The following is a 21373-nucleotide window of genomic DNA, read 5'->3' as shown; positions in this document are numbered from 1 at the left end:
GATGAAAACGATAATCATTACCGTAGCGCACGCGCACGACTCCCGGGAACACCGGGGGCCCGCCGCGCGGGCGGGCCCCCGGTCGGAGTCTCAGGCGGTCAGTATCCCGGCGTAGCGCTCCAGGGCGAACTCCCCGCCCACGCTGTCCATGGGCGGGCGGATGCCGAGGCGCCCCATCAGCAGGGTGCCCCGGGCCAGGGCCAGTTCGGCCCGCTCGCGAATCCACGTCTCGTAGCGGCCCGCCTCCGGAGCGACGCTGTCCACCACGTAGGGGGCCACGGTCTGGGCCTCGCGCACGGACTGGCGCAACGCCGCCTCGTAGGAGAAGAACGCCCGCCCGTGCTCGCCCCGCGTGAACACCAGCTCGCCCGCCAGGGCCAGGGCGCCCATCAGAGCCATCGTCGGACCCTGCCCGCTCAAATGGTCGGGGCAGGAGGCGGCGTCGCCCACCAGCACCACGCGGCCCTGCTCCCACACGTCCATCCGTACCTGCGTGGACGGCAGGACCCGGACGTCGGCGTCGCGCGCGGCGCGCAGCAGCCGGGGCATCTCCCAGCCGTCCTCGCTGAAGGCCTCCTCCACCCACCGCCGCCGGGCGTCCTGGTCCATGGAGTCCGCGTCGATCGGGAAGCGGTCGCGCACCACCAGCACCACCGAGGCGCGGTCCCCGCCGGGCAGGGTCGTGACCAGACAGCCCCGGTGCGGCCACACGTGCCAGGCGGTGGTGTTGTCGGCGTCGAGGAGGTTGGCCGTCTCGAAGATCGCCGTGTTGGCGCCCAGGTAGCGCAGGCGTTTGTCGTCCGGCCCGGGGAAGGCCAGTGTGCGCACCGGCGAGTTCCGGCCGTCCGCACCCACGACGAGGTCGAAGCGGCGGGCGGGGGCGTGCGCGAAGGTGACGTCGACGCCCTCGTCGTCCTGTTCCAGCGCGGTGACACCGTCGCCGAGGAGGTACTCGACCCCGCCGTCGTCCTCCCGCAGGGCCCGGACCAGGTCGCCGTGCCGGACGGTCAGGTTGCCGGGCTCGCCGGGCAGGCACGCCGGTTCCCGGCGTCCGCTCACGTGGGTGCGCACCTCGTCCACGGGAGAACCGAGCGCGCGCACCCTCTCACCCAGGCCCATCCGGTCCAGGAGGGCCATCCCCTGGCGGGAGACCTCGGCGGGGCCGACCTCCGCGCCCGGTTCCGGGGCGAGGTCGACCACGGTGGGCGCGAACCCCCGCCGGGCCAACCAGGTGGCCAGCGCGCTCCCGGCCACGCCGCCCCCGGAGACGAGGATGTTCCTGTTGCTGATCGGCACGTGGACCTCCGTGTGCGCTCGGATCCTGGTCCTCCCCGCTCGGAGGAGACGCGCCGGAGGCGGTGGAGGGGCGTCGATGGGTCGCCTCGGGGTTACTGTACCGTCCGGTTGGTATACATAGGCGGCATGTCGGGCGCGGGCGGCGTCACGCGGAGTCGCCCCGGGCGCGGTCCTCCGCCAGCGCGCGCAGGACCTCGGAGCAGCCGTACCCCACCGTCAGGGCCGCGAGGTCGTCGGCGCGTGTGGTGCCCCGGTTGACGATGACCACTGGTTTGCCCTGCCCCACGGCGTGCTTCACGAACCTGCGGCCGGAGAACACGGTCAGCGACGACCCCACGACCAGCAGCCCGACGGCCCGGTCGACCATCGCGTAGGCCTCCTCGACCCGCGGCCTGGGCACGTTCTCGCCGAAGTACACGATGTCCGGCTTGAGGACACCGCCGCAGGAGGCGCAGTCGGCCACCCGGAAGTGCTCGGTGGAGGCCAGGACGGCGTCCGCGTCCGGGGCCACCTCGACGTCGGCCACCTCCTCCGCGAAGCCGGGGTTGAGCGCGTCCAGCCGCACCGCGAGCTCGGCGCGGGCGGTCACGGCCCGGCAGCCCAGACAGATCACCCGGTCGTAGCGGCCGTGGAGGTCGATGACGCTTCGACTGCCCGCCGCGTCGTGCAGGGTGTCCACGTTCTGGGTGATGACCCCCGACACCCTCCCGGCGCGTTCGAGATCGGCCAGGGCGCGGTGGCCGTCGTTGGGGGCGGTGTCCGCCACGTGGCGCCAGCCCACGTGGTTGCGCGCCCAGTAGTGGCGTCGGAAGGCCGCGTCTGCGACGAACTCCTGGTAGGTCATGGGTGTGCGCGGCGGTGAGCCCGGGCCCCGGTAGTCGGGGATGCCCGAGTCCGTGGAGACCCCCGCGCCGGTCAGCGCGACCACCGGCCCCGGGCCGAGGACGTCGCTCACACGGCGGGCGGTCTCGACCAGGCCGCTGGGGTGGAACGTGTTCGTCACCCTTCGAGGATAGGTCGCGATCGTGCTCCCCTTCCTCCACGGGGCGAGGGCACCCGCCCCGGCCCCGGAACGGTTCAGGCGGTCCGGACGATCCGGAAGACCTCGGCCAGGCGCCCCTCGGGCAGCTCGCCCTCTGCGGCGTTGGCCGCCATCCACTGGCGCAGCATGGGCTCCAGTTCGCTGATGTCACCGATCTGGCTCTCGTGCGCGGCCAGCGCCGCCACCTTGCGTTCGAAGACGTCGGTGATGTCCGAGTAGTGGTGCGGGGCGGGGCCGCCGACCACCCACACCTCGGGCACGGTCCATGCGGTCAGGCCCTCCTCGTGGAGGAGTTCGCGGTGCGCGTGCGGGTTGCGGGCGTCGGGGAAGACCGCGTTGATCGAGGCCTCGCCGGTGGCCATGTGGTCGGGGTGGCTCGCGGCGACGCTGTCCCAGTCGCGTTCGGGGCTGGGGATGACGACGCGTTCGGGCCGGACCTGCCGGATCACCCGTGCGATGTCCCGGCGCAGGTCGAGGGTGGGCTCCACGCGCCCGTCCGGGTAGCCGAGGAAGCGCACGTCCTTGACCCCGACCTCGGCCGCCGCTCTGCGCTGCTCCTCCCGGCGCATGGCGGCGATCTCCGAGCTGTCCAGGGTGAGCGCGTCGCCACCGGCCTCGCCGTCGGTGACCATCAGGTAGACCACCTCGGTCCCGGCCCGGGTCCACTGCGCCACCGTCCCGGCGCACGAGAAATCGGCGTCGTCGGGGTGGGCCATCACAACCAGGGCGCGTTCGGGCACGTCAACCACCGGGGCTCCTTCCGTCGCGGGAGGACCCGCGTGATCGATTCGGTCTACATCGTATGAAACCGTCACGCGGGAACTCTCCGGGCGGGCGCGGCGTGGCCGTTCGGGATGTGCGCGCGACGGCGCGGTACATGTCGGTGTCCGGGGCGCGGCCGACCTCCACCGGTTCCGGGCGCCACTGGGGGACCGGCCCCGGGGGCGAGCAGTTCCAGGCCGTCGAAGTAGAACGCGAACCCCGCCGGGGTGTGGCCCCGGTAGGCCGGGGCCGCCCGAGGATCTGGTCGCCGAGTTCCCGGTCGACCCGGTGGTTGTCCTACCGCCGAGCCAGGAGTTCCACACCCGTGCGGAGTGAGGGGTGGTGACGTCGACGCTTTCCGGCGCTGAGGGTCCGGGGGCTGAGGGGGGTGCATGGGGTACCGGTCCGGTCGGGGGGCAGTCTGACCGGTGCCCCCGACCCCCGTACCCCCAGCCTCCGCGCCCCAGCCCCCACACGGAACGCCCGCGGCAGGGAGCCTCTCGCTCCGCACCGGCAGGTGGGTGGCCGTCGTCGACGACGGCCACCCGACGCCTCAGTTCAGATGGACGATCAGGTCGCCGCCCTCAACCCGCTGGGCTCCCTCGACGGCCACCCGTGCGACCACCCCGGCACGTGGGGCGGTGATGGAGGCCTCCATCTTCATGGCTTCGATGGTCGCGACCGTGTCCCCGGCCGCGATCTCGTCGCCCACGGCCACGGTCGGGGTGACCACCCCGGCGAAGGGCGCCGCGATCTGGGAGGGGTCGTCACGGTCGGCCTTCTCCGCTTCGGGCGCGTCCGAGGCCAGTGACCGGTCGCGTACGTGCAGCGGTCGCAGCTGGTCGTTGAGGGTGGTCATGACGGTGCGCATGCCGCGCTCGTCGGCCTCGCTCACCGCCTGGAGGCCGATCAGCAGGCGCACGCCCGGCTCCAGGTCCACCACGTGCTCCTCTCCCTCGCGCAGACCGTAGAAGAAGTCCCGGCTGTCCAGCACGCTGGTGTCGCCGTAGGCGGCGCGGTGCGCCTCGAACTCCTTGGTGGGACCGGCGAACAGCAGGCGGTTCAGCGTGGCCCGGGGCTCCTCGGCCAACCCGGCGCGGTCCACATCGCTGAGCGGTGTGGTGGCGCGGGCCTCGCCCCGGCCGCGCAGAGCCTTGGTGCGGAAGGGCTCGGGCCACTCGCCCGGGGGCACTCCCAACTCGCCCCTGAGGAAGCCCACCACCGAGTCGGGCACGTCGAACCGGTCCGGGTCCCGCTCGAACTCCTCGGGCTCCACCCCCGCGCCCACCAGGTGCAGGGCCAGGTCGCCGACCACCTTGGAGGAGGGGGTCACCTTCACCAGGCGTCCCAGCATGCGGTCGGCGGCGGCGTACACGGCCTCGATGTCCTCGAACCGGTCGCCCAGTCCCAGCGCGACCGCCTGGGTGCGCAGGTTGGACAGCTGGCCGCCGGGGATCTCGTGGTGGTACACGCGTCCGGTCGGCGAGGTCAGGGCGGCCTCGAACGGCGCGTAGACCCGGCGCACCGCCTCCCAGTACGGTTCCAGTTCGTTCACCGCGTCCAGGGAGAGCCCGGTGGGGGTGTCCGAGTGGTCGAAGGCGGCCACGATCGCGGACAGGGAGGGCTGCGAGGTGGTGCCCGACATGGACGCCACCGCGCCGTCCACCGCGTCCGCGCCCGCGTTCACCGCCGCGAGGTAGGTGGCGAGCTGGCCGCCCGCGGTGTCGTGCGTGTGCACGTGGACCGGCAGGTCGAACTCGCGGCGCAGCGCGCTCACCAGGCGGGACGCGGCCGGTGCGCGCAGCAGTCCGGCCATGTCCTTGATGGCCAGCGCGTGCGCCCCGGACTCCACGATCCGCTCGGCCAGCTTCAGGTAGTAGTCCAGCGTGTACAGCTTCTCGGCCGGGTCGGACAGGTCGGCGGTGTAGCACAGGGCGACCTCGGCCAGCCCGGTGCCGGTCTCGCGTACCGCGTCGATCGCCGGGCGCATCTGCTCGACGTCGTTCAGGGCGTCGAACACCCGGAAGACGTCCACGCCGGTGGCGGCGGCCTCCCGCACGAAGGCCCGCGTCACCTCGGTGGGGTAGGGGGTGTACCCGACGGTGTTGCGGCCGCGCAGCAGCATCTGGAGGGCCACATTGGGCACAGCCTCGCGCAGCGCCGCGAGCCGCTCCCACGGGTCCTCGGCCAGGAACCTCAGGGCCACGTCGTAGGTGGCGCCGCCCCAGCACTCCAGCGACAGCAGTTCGGGCAGGGTGTGCGCCACGGCGGGCGCGGCCGCCAGGAGGTCCTGGGTGCGCACCCGTGTGGCCAGCAGCGACTGGTGGGCGTCCCGGAAGGTCGTGTCGGTGACCCCCAGGACGTCGGACTCGCGCAACCAGCGCGCGAACCCCTCGGGGCCGAGTTCGAGCAGGCGCTGCCGGGACCCCGCGGGCGGGGTCGTCTCGGGGACGGCGGGCAGCTTGGCGGCGGGGTCGATCAGGTGGGGGCGTTCACCGTGCGGCTTGTTGACCGTCACGTCGGCCAGGTAGGTGAGCAGGCGGGTGCCCCGGTCCGCTGAGGGGCGCGCGGTCAGCAGCTGGGGGCGCTCCTCGATGAAGGAGGTGGTCACCCGGCCCTGCCGGAAGTCCTCGTCCTCCAGCACGGCCTGGAGGAAGGGGATGTTGGTGGAGATGCCACGGATGCGGAACTCCGCCACCGCGCGCTGGGCGCGGCTCACGGCCGTGGCGAAGTCACGGCCCCGGCAGGTGAGCTTGACCAGCAGGGAGTCGAAGTACGCGCTGACCTCCGAACCCGCCGCCGCGGTGCCGCCGTCCAGGCGGATGCCCGAGCCGCCGGGGGAGCGGTAGGCGCTGATCGTCCCGGTGTCGGGTCGGAACCCGTTGGCCGGGTCCTCGGTGGTGATGCGGCACTGGAGGGCGGCTCCGTGCAGGACGATCGCGTCCTGGGACAGGCCGAGGTCGGCGAGGGACTCACCTGAGGCGATCCGGATCTGCGACTGCACGAGGTCCACGTCGGTGACCTCCTCGGTCACCGTGTGCTCCACCTGGATGCGGGGGTTGAGTTCGATGAACACGTGTCGGCCGTCCCGGCCCACGAGGAACTCGACCGTGCCCGCGTTGCGGTAACCCAGCTCGCGGGCGAGCAGCACCGCGTCCCGGCACATGCGCTCGCGCAGCTCCGGGTCGAGGTTGGGTGCCGGGGCCAGCTCCACGACCTTCTGGTGGCGGCGCTGCACGGAGCAGTCGCGCTCGTAGAGGTGGATCACGTCCTCGCCGTCGGAGAGGATCTGCACCTCGATGTGGCGCGGGTCCACCACGGCGCGCTCCAGGAACACCGTGGGGTCGCCGAAGGCGGTCTCGGCCTCGCGCATGGCCGCCTCGATGGACTCGCGCAGCGCGGCGGGCGCGTCCACGCGGCGCATGCCGCGGCCGCCGCCACCGGCCACGGCCTTGACGAACACCGGGAAACCGATCTCCTCGGCGGCGGCGACCAGCCCGTCCACGTCCGTGGAGGGGGCGGTGGAGTCCAGGACGGGGATGCCCGCCCGCTTGGCGGCGGCGATCGCGGTCGCCTTGTTGCCGGTCAGTTCCAGCACCTCGGCGGGCGGGCCCACGAAGGTGATGCCCGCCTCCGCGCAGGCCCGGGCCAGGGCCGGGTTCTCGGACAGGAAGCCGTAACCGGGGTACACGGCGTCGGCACCCGCCTCCCGTGCCGCGCGGACGATCTCGTCCACTGAGAGGTAGGCGCGGACGGGGTGCCCGGGCTCGCCGATCTGGTAGGCCTCGTCGGCCTTGAGCCGGTGCAGCGAGTGGCGGTCCTCGTGGGGGAAGACCGCGACGGTGCGGGCTCCCAGTTCGTGCCCCGCGCGCAGGGCGCGGATGGCGATCTCACCTCGGTTGGCCACCAAGATCTTCTCGAACATGCCGGATGCCTCCTGGACTCCGTGACGCGGTACCGGTCGGGTCGGCGCCGTCGCCGGTGTTGCCGGTACTCCGGGTGCTGCCAGTGGACGCGCGGGGGCGCCACTCCAGGGAAGCGGTGCCCAGGCACGGCCACGGGAACCCTAACGAGCGGTGCCTGGTGCGGTGGAGACCGGGGTTACCCGTGGGTAGTTTCGTGCTCCGCTGGGGCCTTTGGGCTTGCCTGGGCGGGTTCGGGTTCGGGTCCTGTGGCCGGGGGTGCTGTGCGCTCCCGTGGAGAGGGGAGGGGGGAGGGGCGCCGGGGCTAGTGGCTCAGGAGCTGGACGGCGGCCTCCACGGCCGCGCGGTGCCCGTCCAGAGGGGCGCCCTCGGGGAGTCGCGCGCCGCCGATCCAGAGTCCGTCGATGATCACCAGGATCATCTCGGCGGTGGCTTCCAGGTCCCTGTCGGGGGTCAGGGCGTCCTGTTCCCGGGCGTACTCCAGGAGCCGGAGGAAACTGACTCGGGTCTGTTCGGTGAGCGTTCGCAGGGTGTCCGCGAACACGGGGTCCACCGCCGCCCGGGCGTAGAAGGCCGCCCAGATGCGGGCCTGGGCCAGTTTGCGTTCGTCGGTGGGCAGCATCTCCAGGAGGACCTGGCGCAGCGCTCCCGCGAAGTCGAGCCGGCCCGGGCCGATGCGTAACCGCCCGAAGCGCTCGGCCACCTCGTCCACTGTCACGTGGAGGGCGAAGCGGAGCAGCTTGTCCTTGGAGTCGAACTCCCGTTGGACCGCGCCCGCCGAGAGCCTCGCTTCCGCCGCGACGGTCCTGACACTGACGCCCTCGAGGCCCTCGCGCGCGGCGATCCGGTGAAGGGCCTCCGCGATCTCCCGGCGTCTGCTCTCCTTGTCCACGATCTTTGGCACAGGGTTCATTCTGGCACAGGGCGGGCATGAATGATACGCTCGTATCGATACGTACGTATTAAGGTTGGCTCGCTTGACCACAGACGCCCCCACCCGCTCGCGGGGTCTCCTCATCGGCTCGGCACTGTTGTGCCTGCCGGCCCTGGCCGGGCTCGGCCTGGTGCTCCTGCCGCCCCTCTCACTGGCGATGTGGCAGGCCGCGCTGGTCGTGCTCGAGTTCTCGGCCCTGTTCGCGCTGCCCGCCCTGGGCGGGGCGCTGCTGGCGCTGAGAGCCAGGCGCTCGGTCCGTGGCCGCGGAGCGAGCCTGCTCGCGGCGTCGAACGCGCTCCTGATGGTCCTGGCCCTGGTCCCCTCGGTCTCCGTCTGGCAGACGGCCCGCGACGAGGGTGTGCGGCTCGATCCGTTCCAGTACGCGGCCGGGTTCGCCACCTCCGCCGACCGCGAGCCGGTCACGGTGGAGTACGCGAGCCCGGAGGGCGAGCCGCTGGAACTCGACGTGTGGCGGCCCGAGGACGGCGTCCCCGAGGACTCCCGGCTTCCCGTGGTCGTCAACGTGCACGGCGGCGCGGAGGACCTTCCGCAGAGCCTGCTGCCCCGATGGGACACGTGGCTCGCGGACAGCGGAGGGAGCCGGGTGGTGTTCGACGTGGACTACCGGTACTTCCCGGACGGCGACTGGTCGGCCTCCCTGGCCGACGTGCACTGTGCCCTGGGTTGGGTGTATGAGAACGCCGCCGAGTACGGGGGCGACCCCGAGCGGATCGCGCTCAACGGGCAGTCGGCCGGCGGGCTCCTGGTGCTGCTCGCCGCGTATTCGGACGCGCCCGAACCCAGTTGTGACACCGAGGTGCCCGAGGTCGAGGCGGTCGTCGCCTGGTACTCGGCGACCGACGGGACCGCCGAGGCACCCCCGGTTCCCTGGCGGCAGCGGAGGTCGCCGGTCGGGGACGAGCTGCTGGAGTCCAGCGAACGCATGGTCGGCGGCCCGCCGGAGGAGCACCCGCAGGAGTACGAGGCGATGTCCCCGATCCTCCAGGTCGACGCGGACAGCCCGCCCACCCTGCTGATCACCGCCGGGCACGACTTCTTCCTGGGAACCGAGGACAACGGCCGTATGGTCGACCGCCTCGAATCGGAGGGCGTGCCCCACCACCATGTGGAACTGCCGTGGACCGAGCACATGTTCGACCTGAACTGGGGAGGACTGGCCAGTCAGGTCGCGCGGCAGAGTATCGGCGACTTCCTCGCCGACCATTTGTAGCACCAAACAGCAATAGACCGCCGGATTCGGTGCGTGACTTCCTCGTCACCGTCCGGCGGTCTTCTTTGTCATGCTCGGTTTCGTGGCGCCGGGAAATGCTCCGGGTTTCAACTTAAAAGAAGCTTAAAGGTGTCTTAAAGGAAGGGGGCCAGGCGGGGTCGTGTTTTCCGCCAGGTTTGCGGGTCGGGAGTGGTGCGCGAACATGAATGGATTCCGGCGGGGGCTCTCGTTGAGCGCCTGCGAGGCATAGTGTGTGGCGGTGAAGCGCACCGGGTTTGGCGATTCGCGTACTCAAACATTCACGCTACGTGGCTGTGGTCGTCCAGAACCCCTTGCTCCAGGGCTAAGTCGAGTGTGTGAACCGGCTCTGATCCTGTCCGAAACAACGCGAGGGAACCCGTCCACCTGCTCATCTTGGGCCATGGTGAAACCATTGAGGGGGCGGTACTCAGTCCCTTTATGGGGCTGTCCGATCGGGTGCTTGGTATTTCGGCGTTCGATTCCTCGGGAAGTATTGACAAGAATGATTGCCTCTGCTTCGATTTGGCAATCGAGCCCTGATCAACTTCGGAACTGGTCGGGCGGACAGTGTAGGGCGCGTATCGCCACTGGTTGGCGGTAGACCGTGACGTAAGTAAGGGAACTCGTGACCAACCCAGTCGTGCGCGTAAAAGACATAACAAAGACATACGGTGATGGTCGGGTCACGGTTCCGGTACTTCGCGGAGTTTCCCTGGACGTCACCGAGGGTGAATGGGTCTCGGTGATGGGACCCTCGGGCTGCGGCAAGTCAACGCTGTTGAACTGCGCTTCCGGCCTCGATCGCATCGACGGGGGCAGCGTGCTCGTCGAGGGCGAGGACATCCACGCCATGTCGGAGCGCAAGCGCACCGCCTGGCGCGCGCGCCGGACCGGATTCGTCTTCCAGGGCTACAACCTCGTCCCCGTCCTGTCGGCCGTGGAGAACGTGGAGATGCCCCTCCTTCTGGGCGGCGTGCGTCCGAGGGAGGCCCGGCGCAAGGCGGTCTCGGCGCTCGCGCGCGTGGGGTTGGGTGAACGCTCCGACCACCTTCCAGCCCAGCTGAGCGGTGGTCAGCAACAGCGCGTCGCCATCGCCCGGGGCATCGTGCACGCCCCGGCGATCGTCTGGGCGGACGAACCCACCGGCGCCCTGGACTCCGCCTCCACCTCGGAGGTGCTGGCCCTACTGCGGGAGCTCCACGCCGACGGCCTCACCCTGATCATGGTCACGCACGACCCCGAAGTGGCCGCCTACGGCGACCGCGAGGTCCACATGCTCGACGGCCGCGTGGACCGCGTCGAGGACAACAACAGGTCCATCACCGCCTCCGCCACTCCTGCCGGGGGCGACGAGTAGATGAACGACGCAATCACGCTGGCCGTCGCGGTCGCGTCGCCCCTGGCGCTGATAGCGCTCGTGGCGCTCTCCGCGCGGGGCCGACTCAGTGTCCGTATCGCCGCGCGCAACGTCTGGCGGCGCCCGGGGCAGACCGTGCTCGTGGCCATGGGCCTGTCCCTGGCCGCACTCCTGTTCTCCGCCTCCTTCACCCTGGAGTCCGCGCTCCACCAGGCGATGCGGGCCCAGCAGACCGCCGACCTCGGTGGGGTCGACGCGGTCGTGACCCCGGACGGGAGCGGGGTCGGGACCGACGACGAGGACGACCGCCGGGACTCGGACGACCCCGACGACGAGCCGCCCATGCTGGAGCGCGACGACGTCCGCGCCATCGAGGAGGCCCTCGACGATCCCGACACCACGGTCTCCTCGATGCTCACCCTGCGCCTCCCGGTCGCCCACGAGCGGGCCGACCGCGGCGACCCGGGGCTGACGGTGCTCGGCGCCGCCAACACCGACGGCGCCATCCAGCTCGTCGACGGGGACGGCGAGGAGATCGCGCGCGGCGGCCTGAGCGAGAACGACGTCCTGCTCAGCAGCGAGGCCTCACGGGAGCTGCGCGCCGAGCGCGGCGACACCGTCGAGGTCGCCGGGCGCCAGACGCGCGTCGTCGGCGTCTACGAGGCCGGGGCGCCCCTGACCCCGCCCGAGTCCGCCGTCGTGCCGCTGTCCGCGCTCCAGCGGACCGCCGATCTCACCGGCCGCGTGAACACGGTCACGCTCTCCTACGGCGAGGAGGTCACCTGGGAGGAGGCCGAGGACCCGGTCCGCACCGACCTCTCCTCGCTGGTCGAGGACAACGGCTGGCAGGCCGAACCGCTGCGCGCCTCCGCGCACGACAGCGCGGACCGCCTCACGACCGACCTGGCCACCCTGTTCCTCCTCTTCAGCCAGCTCTCGATGGTCGCGGGCGTGCTCCTCATCGTCCTGGTCGTCATGATGCTCGCGGGCGAGCGCCGACAGGAGTTCGGCGTCCTGCGGGCCATGGGTATGAAGCGCGCCCGCCTCGGTCTCGTCCTGACCGTCGAGGGGCTCGGCTACGCGGTCCTGGCCTCGGCCGCCGGAACGGCGGCGGGCTGGTTCGCGGGCGCCGCGGCTTCACGTGTACTGAGCGATCGCGTCGCCGACCCCGCGATGCCCGCCCCCGCCCTGGAGTTCGGGTTCGACCCCGTGGCCATGGCTACCGCCTACCTCATCGGCGTCGGGGTGATCACGGTCGTGTTCACCTTCGCGGCCGTGCGCGCCTCCAAGGTCGACATCGTCTCGGCGCTGCGCGGGTCCGAGGCGCCGTCCCGCCGCCGCTGGTGGTCCGTACCGCTGCTGGCGCTGATCCTGTTGCTGGGCCTGGCCACCGTCGCCCTGGGCGTGCAGAACGGCACCGCGACCGAGACCCTGACCGGTCTCACGCTGGCGGTCGGGGGCCTCGGCGCTCTCCTGCCGAGGCTGCGGGTGCCCAGGCGGCTGGCCCACTCGCTGTGCGCCGCCGTGATCATCGTGCTCTGGTCCGTGCCCGGGGAGCTGTTCGGCGACACCGGCTCCGGAATCACCCTGTTCTTCCTCGCGGGCATGGCGCTGGTGGCCGCGGGTGTGTGGCTGTTCGTGGCCAACAGCGACCTCGTCCAGCGCTTCCTGCGCCGCGTCCTGGCGCCCCTGCCCTCGATGACCTCGGTCGTGCCCATCTCGGTGGCGTACTCCGTGCGCAACCGCGTCCAGGCCGGGATGACGATCGCGATGCTGAGCATCGTCGTCCTCACCATCACCCTCAGCGGCTTCGTCACCGCCGCCGTCAACCAGGTCTACTCCGACCACCGCTCGGTGACGGGCGGGTTCGACGTACGGGCCGAGTGGGTCGCCGCCCAGGGTGAGCCGCCCGCGCTCCGCCAGGTGCTGGAGGAGAGCCCCCGCGTGGACACCGCGAAGGTCGCGCGCCTCGGCGGATACGAGGAGATCACCACCGAGGCGCGCCAGGTCGACACCGACGCGGACGCCGAGGAGGTCCGGGTGTGGGGTGCCGACGACGACTACCTCCTCGGCAACCGCTACCCGGTCTTCCTGCGCGCGGACGGCCTGGACACCTCCGAGGAGGTGTGGGACGAGCTCAGGCGCACACCGAACACCGCCGTGGTCTCGGCCGCCATGATCCCCAGTGACTCCGCCGCCTTCGTGGGCGGCGGGAGCGACCTCGAACTGGAGGGCGTGGACATCCTGGACGACAGCCTGCCCGCGAACCTCCGTCTGGAGGTCACCGAACCGGACGGCGAGAGCACCACCACGCTCCGCGTCATCGGCGTGGTGGACCGGAGCGCCGAGTACCTCGGCGACGTCGTCACCTCGAGTGAGGGCATGAGCCGGGTCACCGGTGAGGACAGCGTGCCCGGGAACTGGTTCATCCGGGCCCAGGACCGGGACGAGGTCGGCAAGCTGGAGATCGCCGTGCAGCGCGCGCTGATGGAGCACGGGGTCGCCACCGCCCCGATGCAGGAGGAGGTGGAGTTCCGGGCCTCGTCCAACGGCGTCGTGCAGTGGCTCCTGATGGCGTTCATGGGCTTCGGACTCGTCGTCGGCTGCGCCGCGCTCGGGGTCGTCAGCATCCGGTCGATCTCCGAACGCCGCAACCAGATCGGGGTGCTGCGCGCCATCGGCATGCAGATCTCCGGGGTCCGCCGCCTCTTCCTCATCGAGTCGCTGGTCATCACCGTGAGCGGTATCGCCCTCGGTGTCGGTCTGGGCTTCGCGGTCTCTCCCGGGCTCGTCGATTCGCTGCGGGTCGACCTGCCGGGGGTCGTCTACACGGTGCCCGTGTCCGTGCTCGTCGGAGTGGTCGGGGTCACCCTGGTGTTCTCCATGGTGGTCTCGGTCCTGACGTCGCGGAGGGCGGGAGAGGTCCCCCCGGCGGAGGCGCTCCGTGGCCAGTCCTGAGCGCGAGCCGGCTCCGCTGCGCCGCAACCGGTCGTTCCACATCCTGTGGACCGGTCAGTTCGCAGCGCAGCTGGGCCCGGGCATGGGGGCGGTGGCCTACCCCGTCATCCTCCTCGACCTGGGCGGGACACCGGCCCTGACGGGCTCGGTGACCTTCCTCCTGGGGGTGGCGGCGGTCGCCGCCCGTCTGCCCGGCGGCGCGGCGGCCGACCGGTTCGACCGGCGCGCCCTCATGATCGTGGCGCAGGGCACCCGGATGCTGGCCATGGCGGTCCTGTGCCTGGGACTGCTCACCGGAGCGACCTGGCTGTTGTGGCTGGTGGTGTTCGTGGCGTTGGTGGACGTGGTCGGGCACGAGGCCTACCGCTTCGCCGAACGCGCCGCGCTGCGCCACATCGTCCGACCGTCCGACCTGTCCGCGGCGGTCGGCCAGAACGAGGCGCGCAACCAGATCGCCTCGCTGATCGGCCCGGTGCTCGGCGGATGGCTGATGGCGGCCTCGCGGACGCTGCCCTTCGGGGCGGCGGCCCTGGGGCACGCGGTCGCCGCGATCGGGCTGCTCTTCGTCAGGGAGCGGTTGCAGAGCCCGAGGACGCCCGCGGAGCGGGGGGCCGGGCCCCGGCGCCGCGTCTGGACCGAGGCGTTCTCGTGGATCTGGGCGCGGCCCGAACTCCGGGTGCTGCTGCTCAGCTGCGTCACTCCGAACCTCGTGATCACGGGGGTGGTACTCACCGTGGTCATGGTCGGCGCGGAGGCGGGGATCGGCACCGGTCAGATCGGGACGGTGCTCGGTGTGGCCAGCCTCGGCGGGATCGGCGGCGCGCTGGGCGCCTCGGCCCTGCTGCGCAGGTTCTCCGCACGCGGCCTGGTGCTGGCCGCCCTGTGGTGGCTCCCGGTCACCGTGCTGGCCACGATCCCCCTCATCGACCACTGGACGGTGGTGTTCCCCCTCGCGGCGGCCATGGCGGCCGCGCCGCTGCTGTCCATCATCCTCGGCACCTACCAGCTCCTGAACACCCCCGACCGCCTCCAGGCCCGTGTGGGCAGCGCCTGCACGTTCGTCACGGGGATCGCCGCACCCCTGGGCCCCCTGGCCGCGGGGTTCGGTCTCCAGTTCGCCGGAACGCTGCCCCTGTTCCTGGGATTCACCCTGCTCATGTTGGTCGTCGCCGTGTGGGTCTCGTTCGACCCCAGCACACGGCGGCTGAGCTCACTCCCCACCTCCCCGGACCGCGCTCCGGGGAATCCCCCTGACCACGCACCCCCCAGTGCAAAGGAAGTGTCATGAGACCGCTCCAGGATGTTCCCTCCACGTCCGGCAGCACGCTCTCCCACAGGTTTCCCGTGGGGATCCTGGGTGTGGGCTCCTACGTGCCCGACAACGTGGTCACCAACGAGGAACTCACGCGACACCTCGACACGAGCGACGAGTGGATCGTCGCGCGGACGGGCATCCGCGAGCGGCGGTTCCTGCCGGAGGGGACCGGCACCACGGACATGTGCGTCGCGGCGGCCGAACGCGCCCTGAGGGAGTCCGGGACCGACGCCTCCGACCTCGACTGCGTCATCGTCGCCACCTTCACCTTCGACCAGCTGCTCCCCTCCACCGCGCTGACGGTGGCCGAGCGGATCGGCGCCCGCCGGGCGGTCGCGCTCGACCTCAACCAGGCGGCCTGCTCGGGCGGCCTGTACGGCATGTGGACGGCGCTGCACCTCTTCCAGGGCGGCCAGTTCCAGCGGGTGCTGGTGGTCGGAGCGGAGGCCCTGTCCCGCATCACGGACCCGACCGACCGCACCACGCGGGTCTTCTTCGGCGACGCGGCGGGCGCCGCCGTGCTCGGCCCGGTGGAGGAGTCCAGCGGAGTGCTCTCCTGGAGCCTGGGCGGAACGCTCTCCCACGGGGTCGAGGTGCCCGCGGGCGGCACCAGGGAGCCGTTCGGCCCCGAGGTCGTGGGCACCGGCCGCCAGTACCTCAAGATGAACGGCTCGGAGGTGTGGGACCAGGTCATGACCCGCATCCCGCCGAGCGTGGAGGAGACGCTCAAGCTCGCCGGTCTGCGGGCGGACGAGGTCGACCACTACGTCTTCCACCAGGCCAACGGCAACCTCGTGACCGGCCTGATGGACGCCCTGGGACAACCCCGGGAGAAGGCCGTGACCACCATCGAGGAGTACGGGAACACGGGCGCGGCCACGATCTTCACCGTGCTCGACCGGCTCCGGGAGAGCGGCCGGCCCCGCGCGGGCGAACACGTGCTGATCGCCGTCATCGGGGCCGGTTTCCTCTGGGGCAGCCTGTGCCTCCGTCAGCAGGCCTCCGCGGCCTGAGAGCGGACCAGGTCCAGCAGATCCCCCACACTGCCGAGGTCCTCGAACCCCTCCTCCGGCACCTCCACCCCGCACCTCTCCCTGATCAGTAGACGAATCTCGTACCCGGCGATCGAGTCCACCCCCACGTCCTGGAGGAGATCGCCCCTTTCGAGTCGCGTTCCCGAAGCGTCGGTCGCCTCGCAGATGATCCCGAGAGTGACCGAGTCGTCCACTGAGAATTCCCCTGCCATTTTTCACCTCGATCTTCCTGTTCGATGAATCCGTGTCGACCAGGAATGAACATACAAGAAAACCCATCATCCCCACAGTGATTGGAATTTCCAGATGAGCGGGACCGAGTCGTACGAAAGCGAAGTCAAGAAGGTCTACGTCGAGCTGTTCGAGATCGATGTCGACCCGGAGTCGATCGGCGGTGACGAGGAGTTGTTCGGCCCGCAGTGCGACTACGGGATCGACTCCATGGACGTCCTGCGGTTCCTCGCGGACCTGCGCCAGCGCTACGACCTCGACGTCTCCGAGATCGCGACCGAGACCTTCCGCACGCCCGCGTCCATCGCCACCTTCCTCTCCGAGCGCCGGGGGGCCGCCGAGTGAAGGGCGCCCTGGTAACGGTCTCCGCGATCGAGGAGGACGAGTATCCCCTGGTCGCGCAGTGGTTCCGGCGGGGCATGGTCGGAGCACTCAGCACCGGCGGCTCCGCCCGCTTCACGAGCACCGCGGACATCCGCGGCGCCATCGCGGCCGGACCGGAGAAGTACGCGATGGTCCGGACGCACGACGGCGTCCCCGTCGGCCTGGTCCAGTGGCGCCAGCGCAAGTACCCCGGGAGCTACACCGTCGGCGGTGTCATCGGGGACAGCGAGCTCTGGGACTCGGGCTGCGGCGGCGAGGCGTCGTGGCTCCTGGTCCACGAACTGTTCCACGCCCACAACGCGCACCGGGTCGAGTTCGTCACGGCCGCGTTCAACGTCCGCGTCGTGCGAATGCTGATCAAGTCCGGAATGGTCATCGAGGGAGTGTTGCGCGACTACTTCTTCCTTGACGGCGCCTATCACGACGCGATCGTCACGTCGTATCTGCGCGAGGAGTACTACAGCGCGGACGAGAGCGGAATGACGGGCGACGCCTTCTTCGGAGACACCGTCCCCGCCTCGGACAAGTCCGAGGCCCGCGCGCTGTTGCGCGACTACATGCGTGACCAGTGGCCACAGGACATCCGCAGGGCCTATTCAGAGGAGTAGTGACATGACAAAGGAACTCAACTCGAAGGTCGCCCTCGTCACAGGCGGAGGCAGCGGTCTGGGCAGGGCCGTGGCGATGCGGCTGGCCGACCTCGGCGCCGTCGTCGCCGTGGGCTACCTCAACCGGGCGGAGGTCGCGGAGAAGACCGCCGAGGAGATCCGCGCGGCCGGTGGTAGGGCCCAAGCCCTCAGGGTCGACGTCCGCGACTACGAGGCGGTCTCCGCCGCCGTCCAGGAGCTGACGAGGGAACACGGCCGTATCGACATCCTGGTGAACAACGCCGGCATCTGCACGGCGGGCACCATCGTCTCCACGGACTCCACCGAGGGCTGGAACGACGTCATCCAGACGAACCTGGTGGGCGCCTACCACTGCATCAAGGCGTGCGCCCTGCCGATGATGCTCCAGGGCTCGGGCGCGATCGTCAACGTCTCCTCCATCCTCGGCCTGGTCGGCAAGGGCGGGCTGAGCGCCTACTGCGCCAGCAAGGCCGGGCTCTCCGGGCTCACCGCCTCCCTGGCCGCCGAGTTCGCCATGCACGGCGTCCGGGTCAACGCGGTCGCCCCCGGCTACTCGGACGACACCGGCATGATCCAGCAGTTCCCGATCGAGCAGAAGGAGGTCATCATCAACGAGCGCATCCCCCTGCAACGCCCGGCCCAGCCCGAGGAGATCGCCGAGACCGTGGTCTTCCTGACCCGTGAGGGCTCCAGTTACATGACCGGGCAGACCATGGTGGTCGACGGCGGTCTGACGTCGGTGATCCGGGGGATGGCGAAGACCAGATGAGCCAGAGGACCGCGATTCTGTTCAACCCCCAGGTCGCCATGCGCCCGGGGGACTACCGGGACCTGTACGAGGCCCTGCCCCTGGTGCGCCGCCGCCTGGAACAGGCCTCCGAGGCGATCGGTGTCGACCTGGACGGGGCCTTCCACTCCGCCGACGCCGACCTGGTCAACCAGGGGCCGCTGATCCGGCCGATGTCGGTGGCGCTCGGGGTGGCTCTCTACGAGTCCCTGCCCGCCGAGTACCGCGACGGAGCGGAGTACATGGCGGGCCTGAGCCTGGGCCAGATCACCGCCGCCGCGGCCTGCGGGGCCCTCTCGTTCGACGACGCCGTGCGCACCGTGAGGACCATGGCCACGGTCGAGGGCGAGGTCTTCGCGGGCCGGGACTACGGGAGCACCTTCTGCTACTGCGTCGACCTGGAGTCGGTGTTCGCGAGGATCGGGGAGCTCACCGCTCAGGGCCTGGACGCGGCGCCCTGCGCCATCACCGGTGACGACCAGATGGTCGTCTCCGGGGAGGCCGCCGCCCTGACCTCCGTCAACGAGCTCGCGGCGGCCGGGGGCGGGGTCGGTGTCCGCATCCCGCACGGCCCGCCCGGCCACTCGCCCATGCTGGCACCGGCCGAGGAGCGCTTCGCGGCCGAGTGGGAGCAGCGCGAACGGGTGCGCACCCCCAGGGTGCCGCTGCTCTGCAACATGGACTCCACGCCGTTGGCCACCGCCGAGGAGGTGCGCGACGCCCTGATCACCCAGTACACCCGGACCGTCCACTGGTCCCGAGGGATCGAGCGCCTCCTGGAGCTGGGCACGACCCGGTTCGTCGTGGTCGGCCCCGGCCACTTCATCGGGAAGTCCTTCCGGTTCATGACCCTCGCCAAGCGGGCGAGTGTGGTCCGCTTCGACCAGGCGTCCTCCTTCACGGAAGAACTGGCGGGCCGGTCGTGAGGGCCGTGCTGTTCGGCGGGACGGTGCCGCCGCTGCACGCCAAGGTCGGCGAGTTCCTGGAGACCGACCCCTACGCCCGAGAGCGGTTGGCACAGGCCGAGGAGGTCCTGGGCCACCGCGTCCTGCCCCGCTTCTCCCAGGCGACGGAGTCCTACTCGCCCGAGGCGCGGCAGGCCTACCTCGTCACCTGCGTGGCGTTGGCTGACCGGGCCAGGGACGAGGACGGCGAGGCCGGTGTGTGCGCGGCGGCGAGCATCGGACACCTGCCCGCGCTGCACTACTCGGGGGCGCTGTCCTTCGCGGACATGGTGCTTCTGGGAGAGGCGGTCACGGCCTGCGAGAACGAGTGGAACGCGACCGACCACGGCCTGGTCTCGCACTTCATGTACCGGGTCGGACGGGACCGCCTCGCGCAGCTGTGCGCGGAGGTGGAGGCCGAGGGCGGGCGAGCCGAGGTGGCGGGTCACTTCAGTGACACCATCCACCTGCTCAACGTCTCCGCAGGAAGCCTTCCCCAGCTCGAACGGGGTGTCCGGGCGGGGGGAGGGGTTCCGGTGCTCACCTTCCCCCAGGCCGAGCACAGCGGGGTGAACGCCCCGCTGCGCGACCGGATCGGGGAGGCCGTCTCGGGTTTCCGCTTCCGGGACGCGCGGGTCGGGTTCGTCCGGGGGGCGGACGGCGCGCTCGTCGACTCCGCCGAGGACCTGCGCTCGCTGTTGCGGGACGACTGCGTCACCCCGGTCGACTTCCCCCTGGTCGTGGACCGGCTCCGCGCCCTGGGGGTGGACCGGGTCCACGTGATCGGACCGGGAAACCTCTTCGAGCGGCTGACCAAGGAGCACTTCGACGTGACCGTCCTGGTGCCCGACGCCCGCGCCCGCGGCCTGGAGGTCCCCGACTCGGGCCCGGCCCGGGTGGGCGGCCGGGTCCCGTCCAACACGTGAGAGGGAGGGACAGGTGACAGGAAGACTCGTGATCGACGGCGAGGAGATCCCCCGCGGCCGCGTCCACGGGGACGCCGCGGCACTCGCCACGGCCCTGGCCTCGGCGGGCGCGGGACCGGGGCGAGGGGTCGTCATCGCACGTGACGACCCCTATACCGCGGTGCTGACCGCCCTGGCCGCCGAGTCGCTGTGCTTCCCGGTCCTGTGCCAGGGGGAGCGGTGGCGCGGCGTCGCCCGCACCAGGCGGGTGGCCGCCGTGGTCACCCCGGGAGAGGGCGGCGCCCCTTCGGTGACGGCCCAGCGGGACACGGGGCTGCCCGACTTCGAGGGGTCCGCCCACACCCTGCTCTACACCTCCGGGAGCAGCGGCGAACCCAAGGCGGTGGAGCTCTCGCACTCAGCGATCGGCTACCACCGGCACGACGTCGCCGCGCACGCGGAGATCACCTCCAGGGACCGCATGCTGGTTCCGATGTCCCTTCTCAACTCCTACGGCTGGGGCATCGTCCAGTACTGGCTGGAGCACGGGTTCGAGATGCACGTGGAGTCGCGGCTGAGCATGGACCGGGTGGCCGCCCTCTTGCGAGAGGGCGGCTACACCAGGCTCGACGGGGTGGGTTCGATGTACGCGGCCCTCCTGGTCGCGGCGCGCCGCGACCAGGGTCTGGCGACTGCTCTGGGCGCGCTCCACCTGCGCGGATGCGGGGGCGACGTGCTCCCGGTCGGTCTGGTCGAGGCCTACGCGGACCTGGTCGGCGGGCCGATCCACGACGGGTACGGGCTCTCGGAGACGGTGGCGTGGGTGACCCAGTCACTCCCCGGTGCCTGGAGACCCGGAACGGTGGGCCCGCTCATCAAGGGGTCGTCCGCCCGGATCGACCCGGCCGAGGGGGAGGTCCTCCTCCACGGACCGGGCCTGATGGACGGCTACCTCGACGACGACGCGGCCAACGCGGCCGCCTTCACCGAGGACGGGTGGCTGCGCACCGGCGACCGGGGGACGGTCGAACCCGACGGTCACCTCACCATCGAGGGGCGGATCAAGGAGTCACTGGTCGTCCACGGGGAGACCATCCCGCCGAGGTTCGTCGAGGACGTCCTGGCCTCCTGCGACCCGGTGCGGGAGGCGGCGGTGGTGGGTCTCCCGACCGGTCGGGCCAGGGGCGACCGGCTGGTGGCGTTCGCGGTGGTGGACTCGGCGGAACGGGAGGAGGCCCTCCCACTGATACGCCTCGCCCTGAGGGACCACCTGCCGGTGCACCAGAGGCCCAGGGAGATCCACCTGCTCGACGAGTTCCCCCGTACCCGAACGGACAAGCCCGACCGCCGCGCCCTGCGGGCCCGGGCCGCCTCCCTGGAAGAGGAGAGGGTTACCGACAATTAATTGACCGGCGCGCGCGAAGGGTGATCGGAAGAATGTGAATCCGATTTATCCGGCGAGGCCGAGGTGACTCCGATGTGCACTGACCAGGGGATCCGGCGATCCCCGAACTCTTTGCACGCCGAACGCCTCGGTCGTTTCGCCATGCCTTTTTCCGGCAGGTTCGGGCCAGTTGAAAAAATGCACGGAAAGCGCGGAGAACGTGTTGACACGGGAAA

General features: G+C 71.1%; 17 protein-coding genes. 11 read left to right on the top strand and 6 right to left on the bottom strand.

What is annotated here, in order from left to right; genetic code table 11:
• Positions 1–90 precede the first annotated feature (90 nt).
• From BDW27_RS04095 to BDW27_RS04070, 5 genes are all read right to left on the bottom strand, one after another.
• Positions 91–1296: an FAD-dependent monooxygenase gene (locus tag BDW27_RS04095; RefSeq protein ID WP_110048290.1), complete on the bottom strand. Its 1206-nt coding sequence runs from the start codon at positions 1294–1296 to the stop codon at positions 91–93.
• A gap of 145 nt (positions 1297–1441) precedes the next feature.
• Positions 1442–2299, bottom strand: coding sequence for an NAD-dependent protein deacetylase (locus tag BDW27_RS04090; RefSeq protein WP_110048289.1), 858 nt, complete (start codon positions 2297–2299; stop codon positions 1442–1444).
• Between the two features lie 74 nt (positions 2300–2373).
• Entirely contained in the window at positions 2374–3087 is a 714-nt protein-coding gene (locus BDW27_RS04085) for a PIG-L deacetylase family protein (protein WP_110048288.1), read from the bottom strand.
• Between the two features lie 566 nt (positions 3088–3653).
• Positions 3654–7025, bottom strand: a complete 3372-nt coding sequence (locus tag BDW27_RS04075; protein ID WP_110048287.1) for a pyruvate carboxylase — start codon at positions 7023–7025, stop codon at positions 3654–3656.
• Positions 7026–7327: 302 nt separating this feature from the next.
• Positions 7328–7927, bottom strand: coding sequence for a TetR/AcrR family transcriptional regulator (locus BDW27_RS04070; RefSeq protein WP_026129404.1), 600 nt, complete (start codon positions 7925–7927; stop codon positions 7328–7330).
• Between the two features lie 73 nt (positions 7928–8000).
• Between BDW27_RS04070 and BDW27_RS04065 the strand changes: the two genes are divergently transcribed.
• The 5 genes from BDW27_RS04065 (at position 8001) to BDW27_RS04045 (ending at position 15852) form a co-directional block, all read left to right on the top strand.
• A complete protein-coding gene (locus BDW27_RS04065) occupies positions 8001–9188 on the top strand; it encodes an alpha/beta hydrolase (RefSeq protein WP_017545335.1) in 1188 nt (395 codons plus the stop codon).
• A gap of 646 nt (positions 9189–9834) precedes the next feature.
• Positions 9835–10566: an ABC transporter ATP-binding protein gene (locus BDW27_RS04060; protein WP_017545336.1), complete on the top strand. Its 732-nt coding sequence runs from the start codon at positions 9835–9837 to the stop codon at positions 10564–10566.
• On the top strand, positions 10567–13524 hold the full coding sequence (locus BDW27_RS04055; RefSeq protein ID WP_110048286.1) for an ABC transporter permease: 2958 nt from the start codon (positions 10567–10569) through the stop codon (positions 13522–13524). It abuts the gene before it with no gap.
• On the top strand, positions 13511–14812 hold the full coding sequence (locus tag BDW27_RS04050) for an MFS transporter (RefSeq protein ID WP_110048285.1): 1302 nt from the start codon (positions 13511–13513) through the stop codon (positions 14810–14812). The genes BDW27_RS04055 and BDW27_RS04050 overlap by 14 nt, the downstream gene beginning before the upstream one ends.
• Positions 14809–15852, top strand: a complete 1044-nt coding sequence (locus BDW27_RS04045; RefSeq protein ID WP_017545339.1) for a 3-oxoacyl-ACP synthase III family protein — start codon at positions 14809–14811, stop codon at positions 15850–15852. The genes BDW27_RS04050 and BDW27_RS04045 overlap by 4 nt, the downstream gene beginning before the upstream one ends.
• On the opposite strand, the gene BDW27_RS04040 is transcribed toward BDW27_RS04045, so the two are convergent.
• Positions 15831–16085 (bottom strand): acyl carrier protein, encoded by a 255-nt coding sequence (locus BDW27_RS04040; RefSeq protein WP_083927543.1) that lies wholly within the window; start codon positions 16083–16085, stop codon positions 15831–15833. The genes BDW27_RS04045 and BDW27_RS04040 overlap by 22 nt on opposite strands.
• A gap of 94 nt (positions 16086–16179) precedes the next feature.
• Between BDW27_RS04040 and BDW27_RS04035 the strand changes: the two genes are divergently transcribed.
• The 6 genes from BDW27_RS04035 to BDW27_RS04010 are packed head-to-tail and all read left to right on the top strand — an operon-like array spanning position 16180 to position 21158.
• On the top strand, positions 16180–16449 hold the full coding sequence (locus tag BDW27_RS04035; protein ID WP_017545341.1) for an acyl carrier protein: 270 nt from the start codon (positions 16180–16182) through the stop codon (positions 16447–16449).
• The gene (locus BDW27_RS04030) at positions 16446–17096 is read left to right on the top strand and encodes a GNAT family N-acetyltransferase (RefSeq protein ID WP_110048284.1); all 651 of its coding nucleotides are present in this window, start codon (positions 16446–16448) and stop codon (positions 17094–17096) included. The genes BDW27_RS04035 and BDW27_RS04030 overlap by 4 nt, the downstream gene beginning before the upstream one ends.
• 4 nt (positions 17097–17100) lie before the next feature.
• Positions 17101–17886 carry an SDR family NAD(P)-dependent oxidoreductase gene (locus BDW27_RS04025; protein WP_017545343.1) on the top strand — a complete coding sequence of 262 codons (786 nt, stop codon included), beginning with the start codon at positions 17101–17103 and terminating at the stop codon, positions 17884–17886.
• Positions 17883–18830, top strand: coding sequence for an ACP S-malonyltransferase (locus tag BDW27_RS04020; RefSeq protein WP_110048283.1), 948 nt, complete (start codon positions 17883–17885; stop codon positions 18828–18830). The genes BDW27_RS04025 and BDW27_RS04020 overlap by 4 nt, the downstream gene beginning before the upstream one ends.
• Positions 18827–19774 carry an ACP S-malonyltransferase gene (locus tag BDW27_RS04015; protein WP_110048282.1) on the top strand — a complete coding sequence of 316 codons (948 nt, stop codon included), beginning with the start codon at positions 18827–18829 and terminating at the stop codon, positions 19772–19774. Before BDW27_RS04020 ends, BDW27_RS04015 begins: the two co-directional genes overlap by 4 nt.
• Positions 19775–19787: 13 nt before the next feature.
• Positions 19788–21158 carry a class I adenylate-forming enzyme family protein gene (locus BDW27_RS04010; protein WP_233515627.1) on the top strand — a complete coding sequence of 457 codons (1371 nt, stop codon included), beginning with the start codon at positions 19788–19790 and terminating at the stop codon, positions 21156–21158.
• Positions 21159–21373: the final 215 nt, after the last annotated feature.

Source organism: Nocardiopsis sp. L17-MgMaSL7 (genome assembly GCF_003182025.1).
In the GTDB taxonomy this organism is placed as follows: Bacteria; Actinomycetota; Actinomycetes; order Streptosporangiales; family Streptosporangiaceae; genus Nocardiopsis; species Nocardiopsis prasina.
This window is presented reverse-complemented; position numbering and strand designations above follow the sequence as displayed.

What these genes read in the sequence shown, in the direction of transcription:
- BDW27_RS04055 (WP_110048286.1), top strand. Translation starts at nt 10,567, where the DNA reads ATGAACGACGCAATCACGCTGGCCGTCGCGGTCGCGTCGCCCCTGGCG.
- BDW27_RS04040 (WP_083927543.1), bottom strand. Translation starts at nt 16,085, where the DNA reads ATGGCAGGGGAATTCTCAGTGGACGACTCGGTCACTCTCGGGATCATC.
- BDW27_RS04020 (WP_110048283.1), top strand. Translation starts at nt 17,883, where the DNA reads ATGAGCCAGAGGACCGCGATTCTGTTCAACCCCCAGGTCGCCATGCGC.
- BDW27_RS04035 (WP_017545341.1), top strand. Translation starts at nt 16,180, where the DNA reads ATGAGCGGGACCGAGTCGTACGAAAGCGAAGTCAAGAAGGTCTACGTC.
- BDW27_RS04045 (WP_017545339.1), top strand. Translation starts at nt 14,809, where the DNA reads ATGAGACCGCTCCAGGATGTTCCCTCCACGTCCGGCAGCACGCTCTCC.
- BDW27_RS04075 (WP_110048287.1), bottom strand. Translation starts at nt 7,025, where the DNA reads ATGTTCGAGAAGATCTTGGTGGCCAACCGAGGTGAGATCGCCATCCGC.
- BDW27_RS04025 (WP_017545343.1), top strand. Translation starts at nt 17,101, where the DNA reads ATGACAAAGGAACTCAACTCGAAGGTCGCCCTCGTCACAGGCGGAGGC.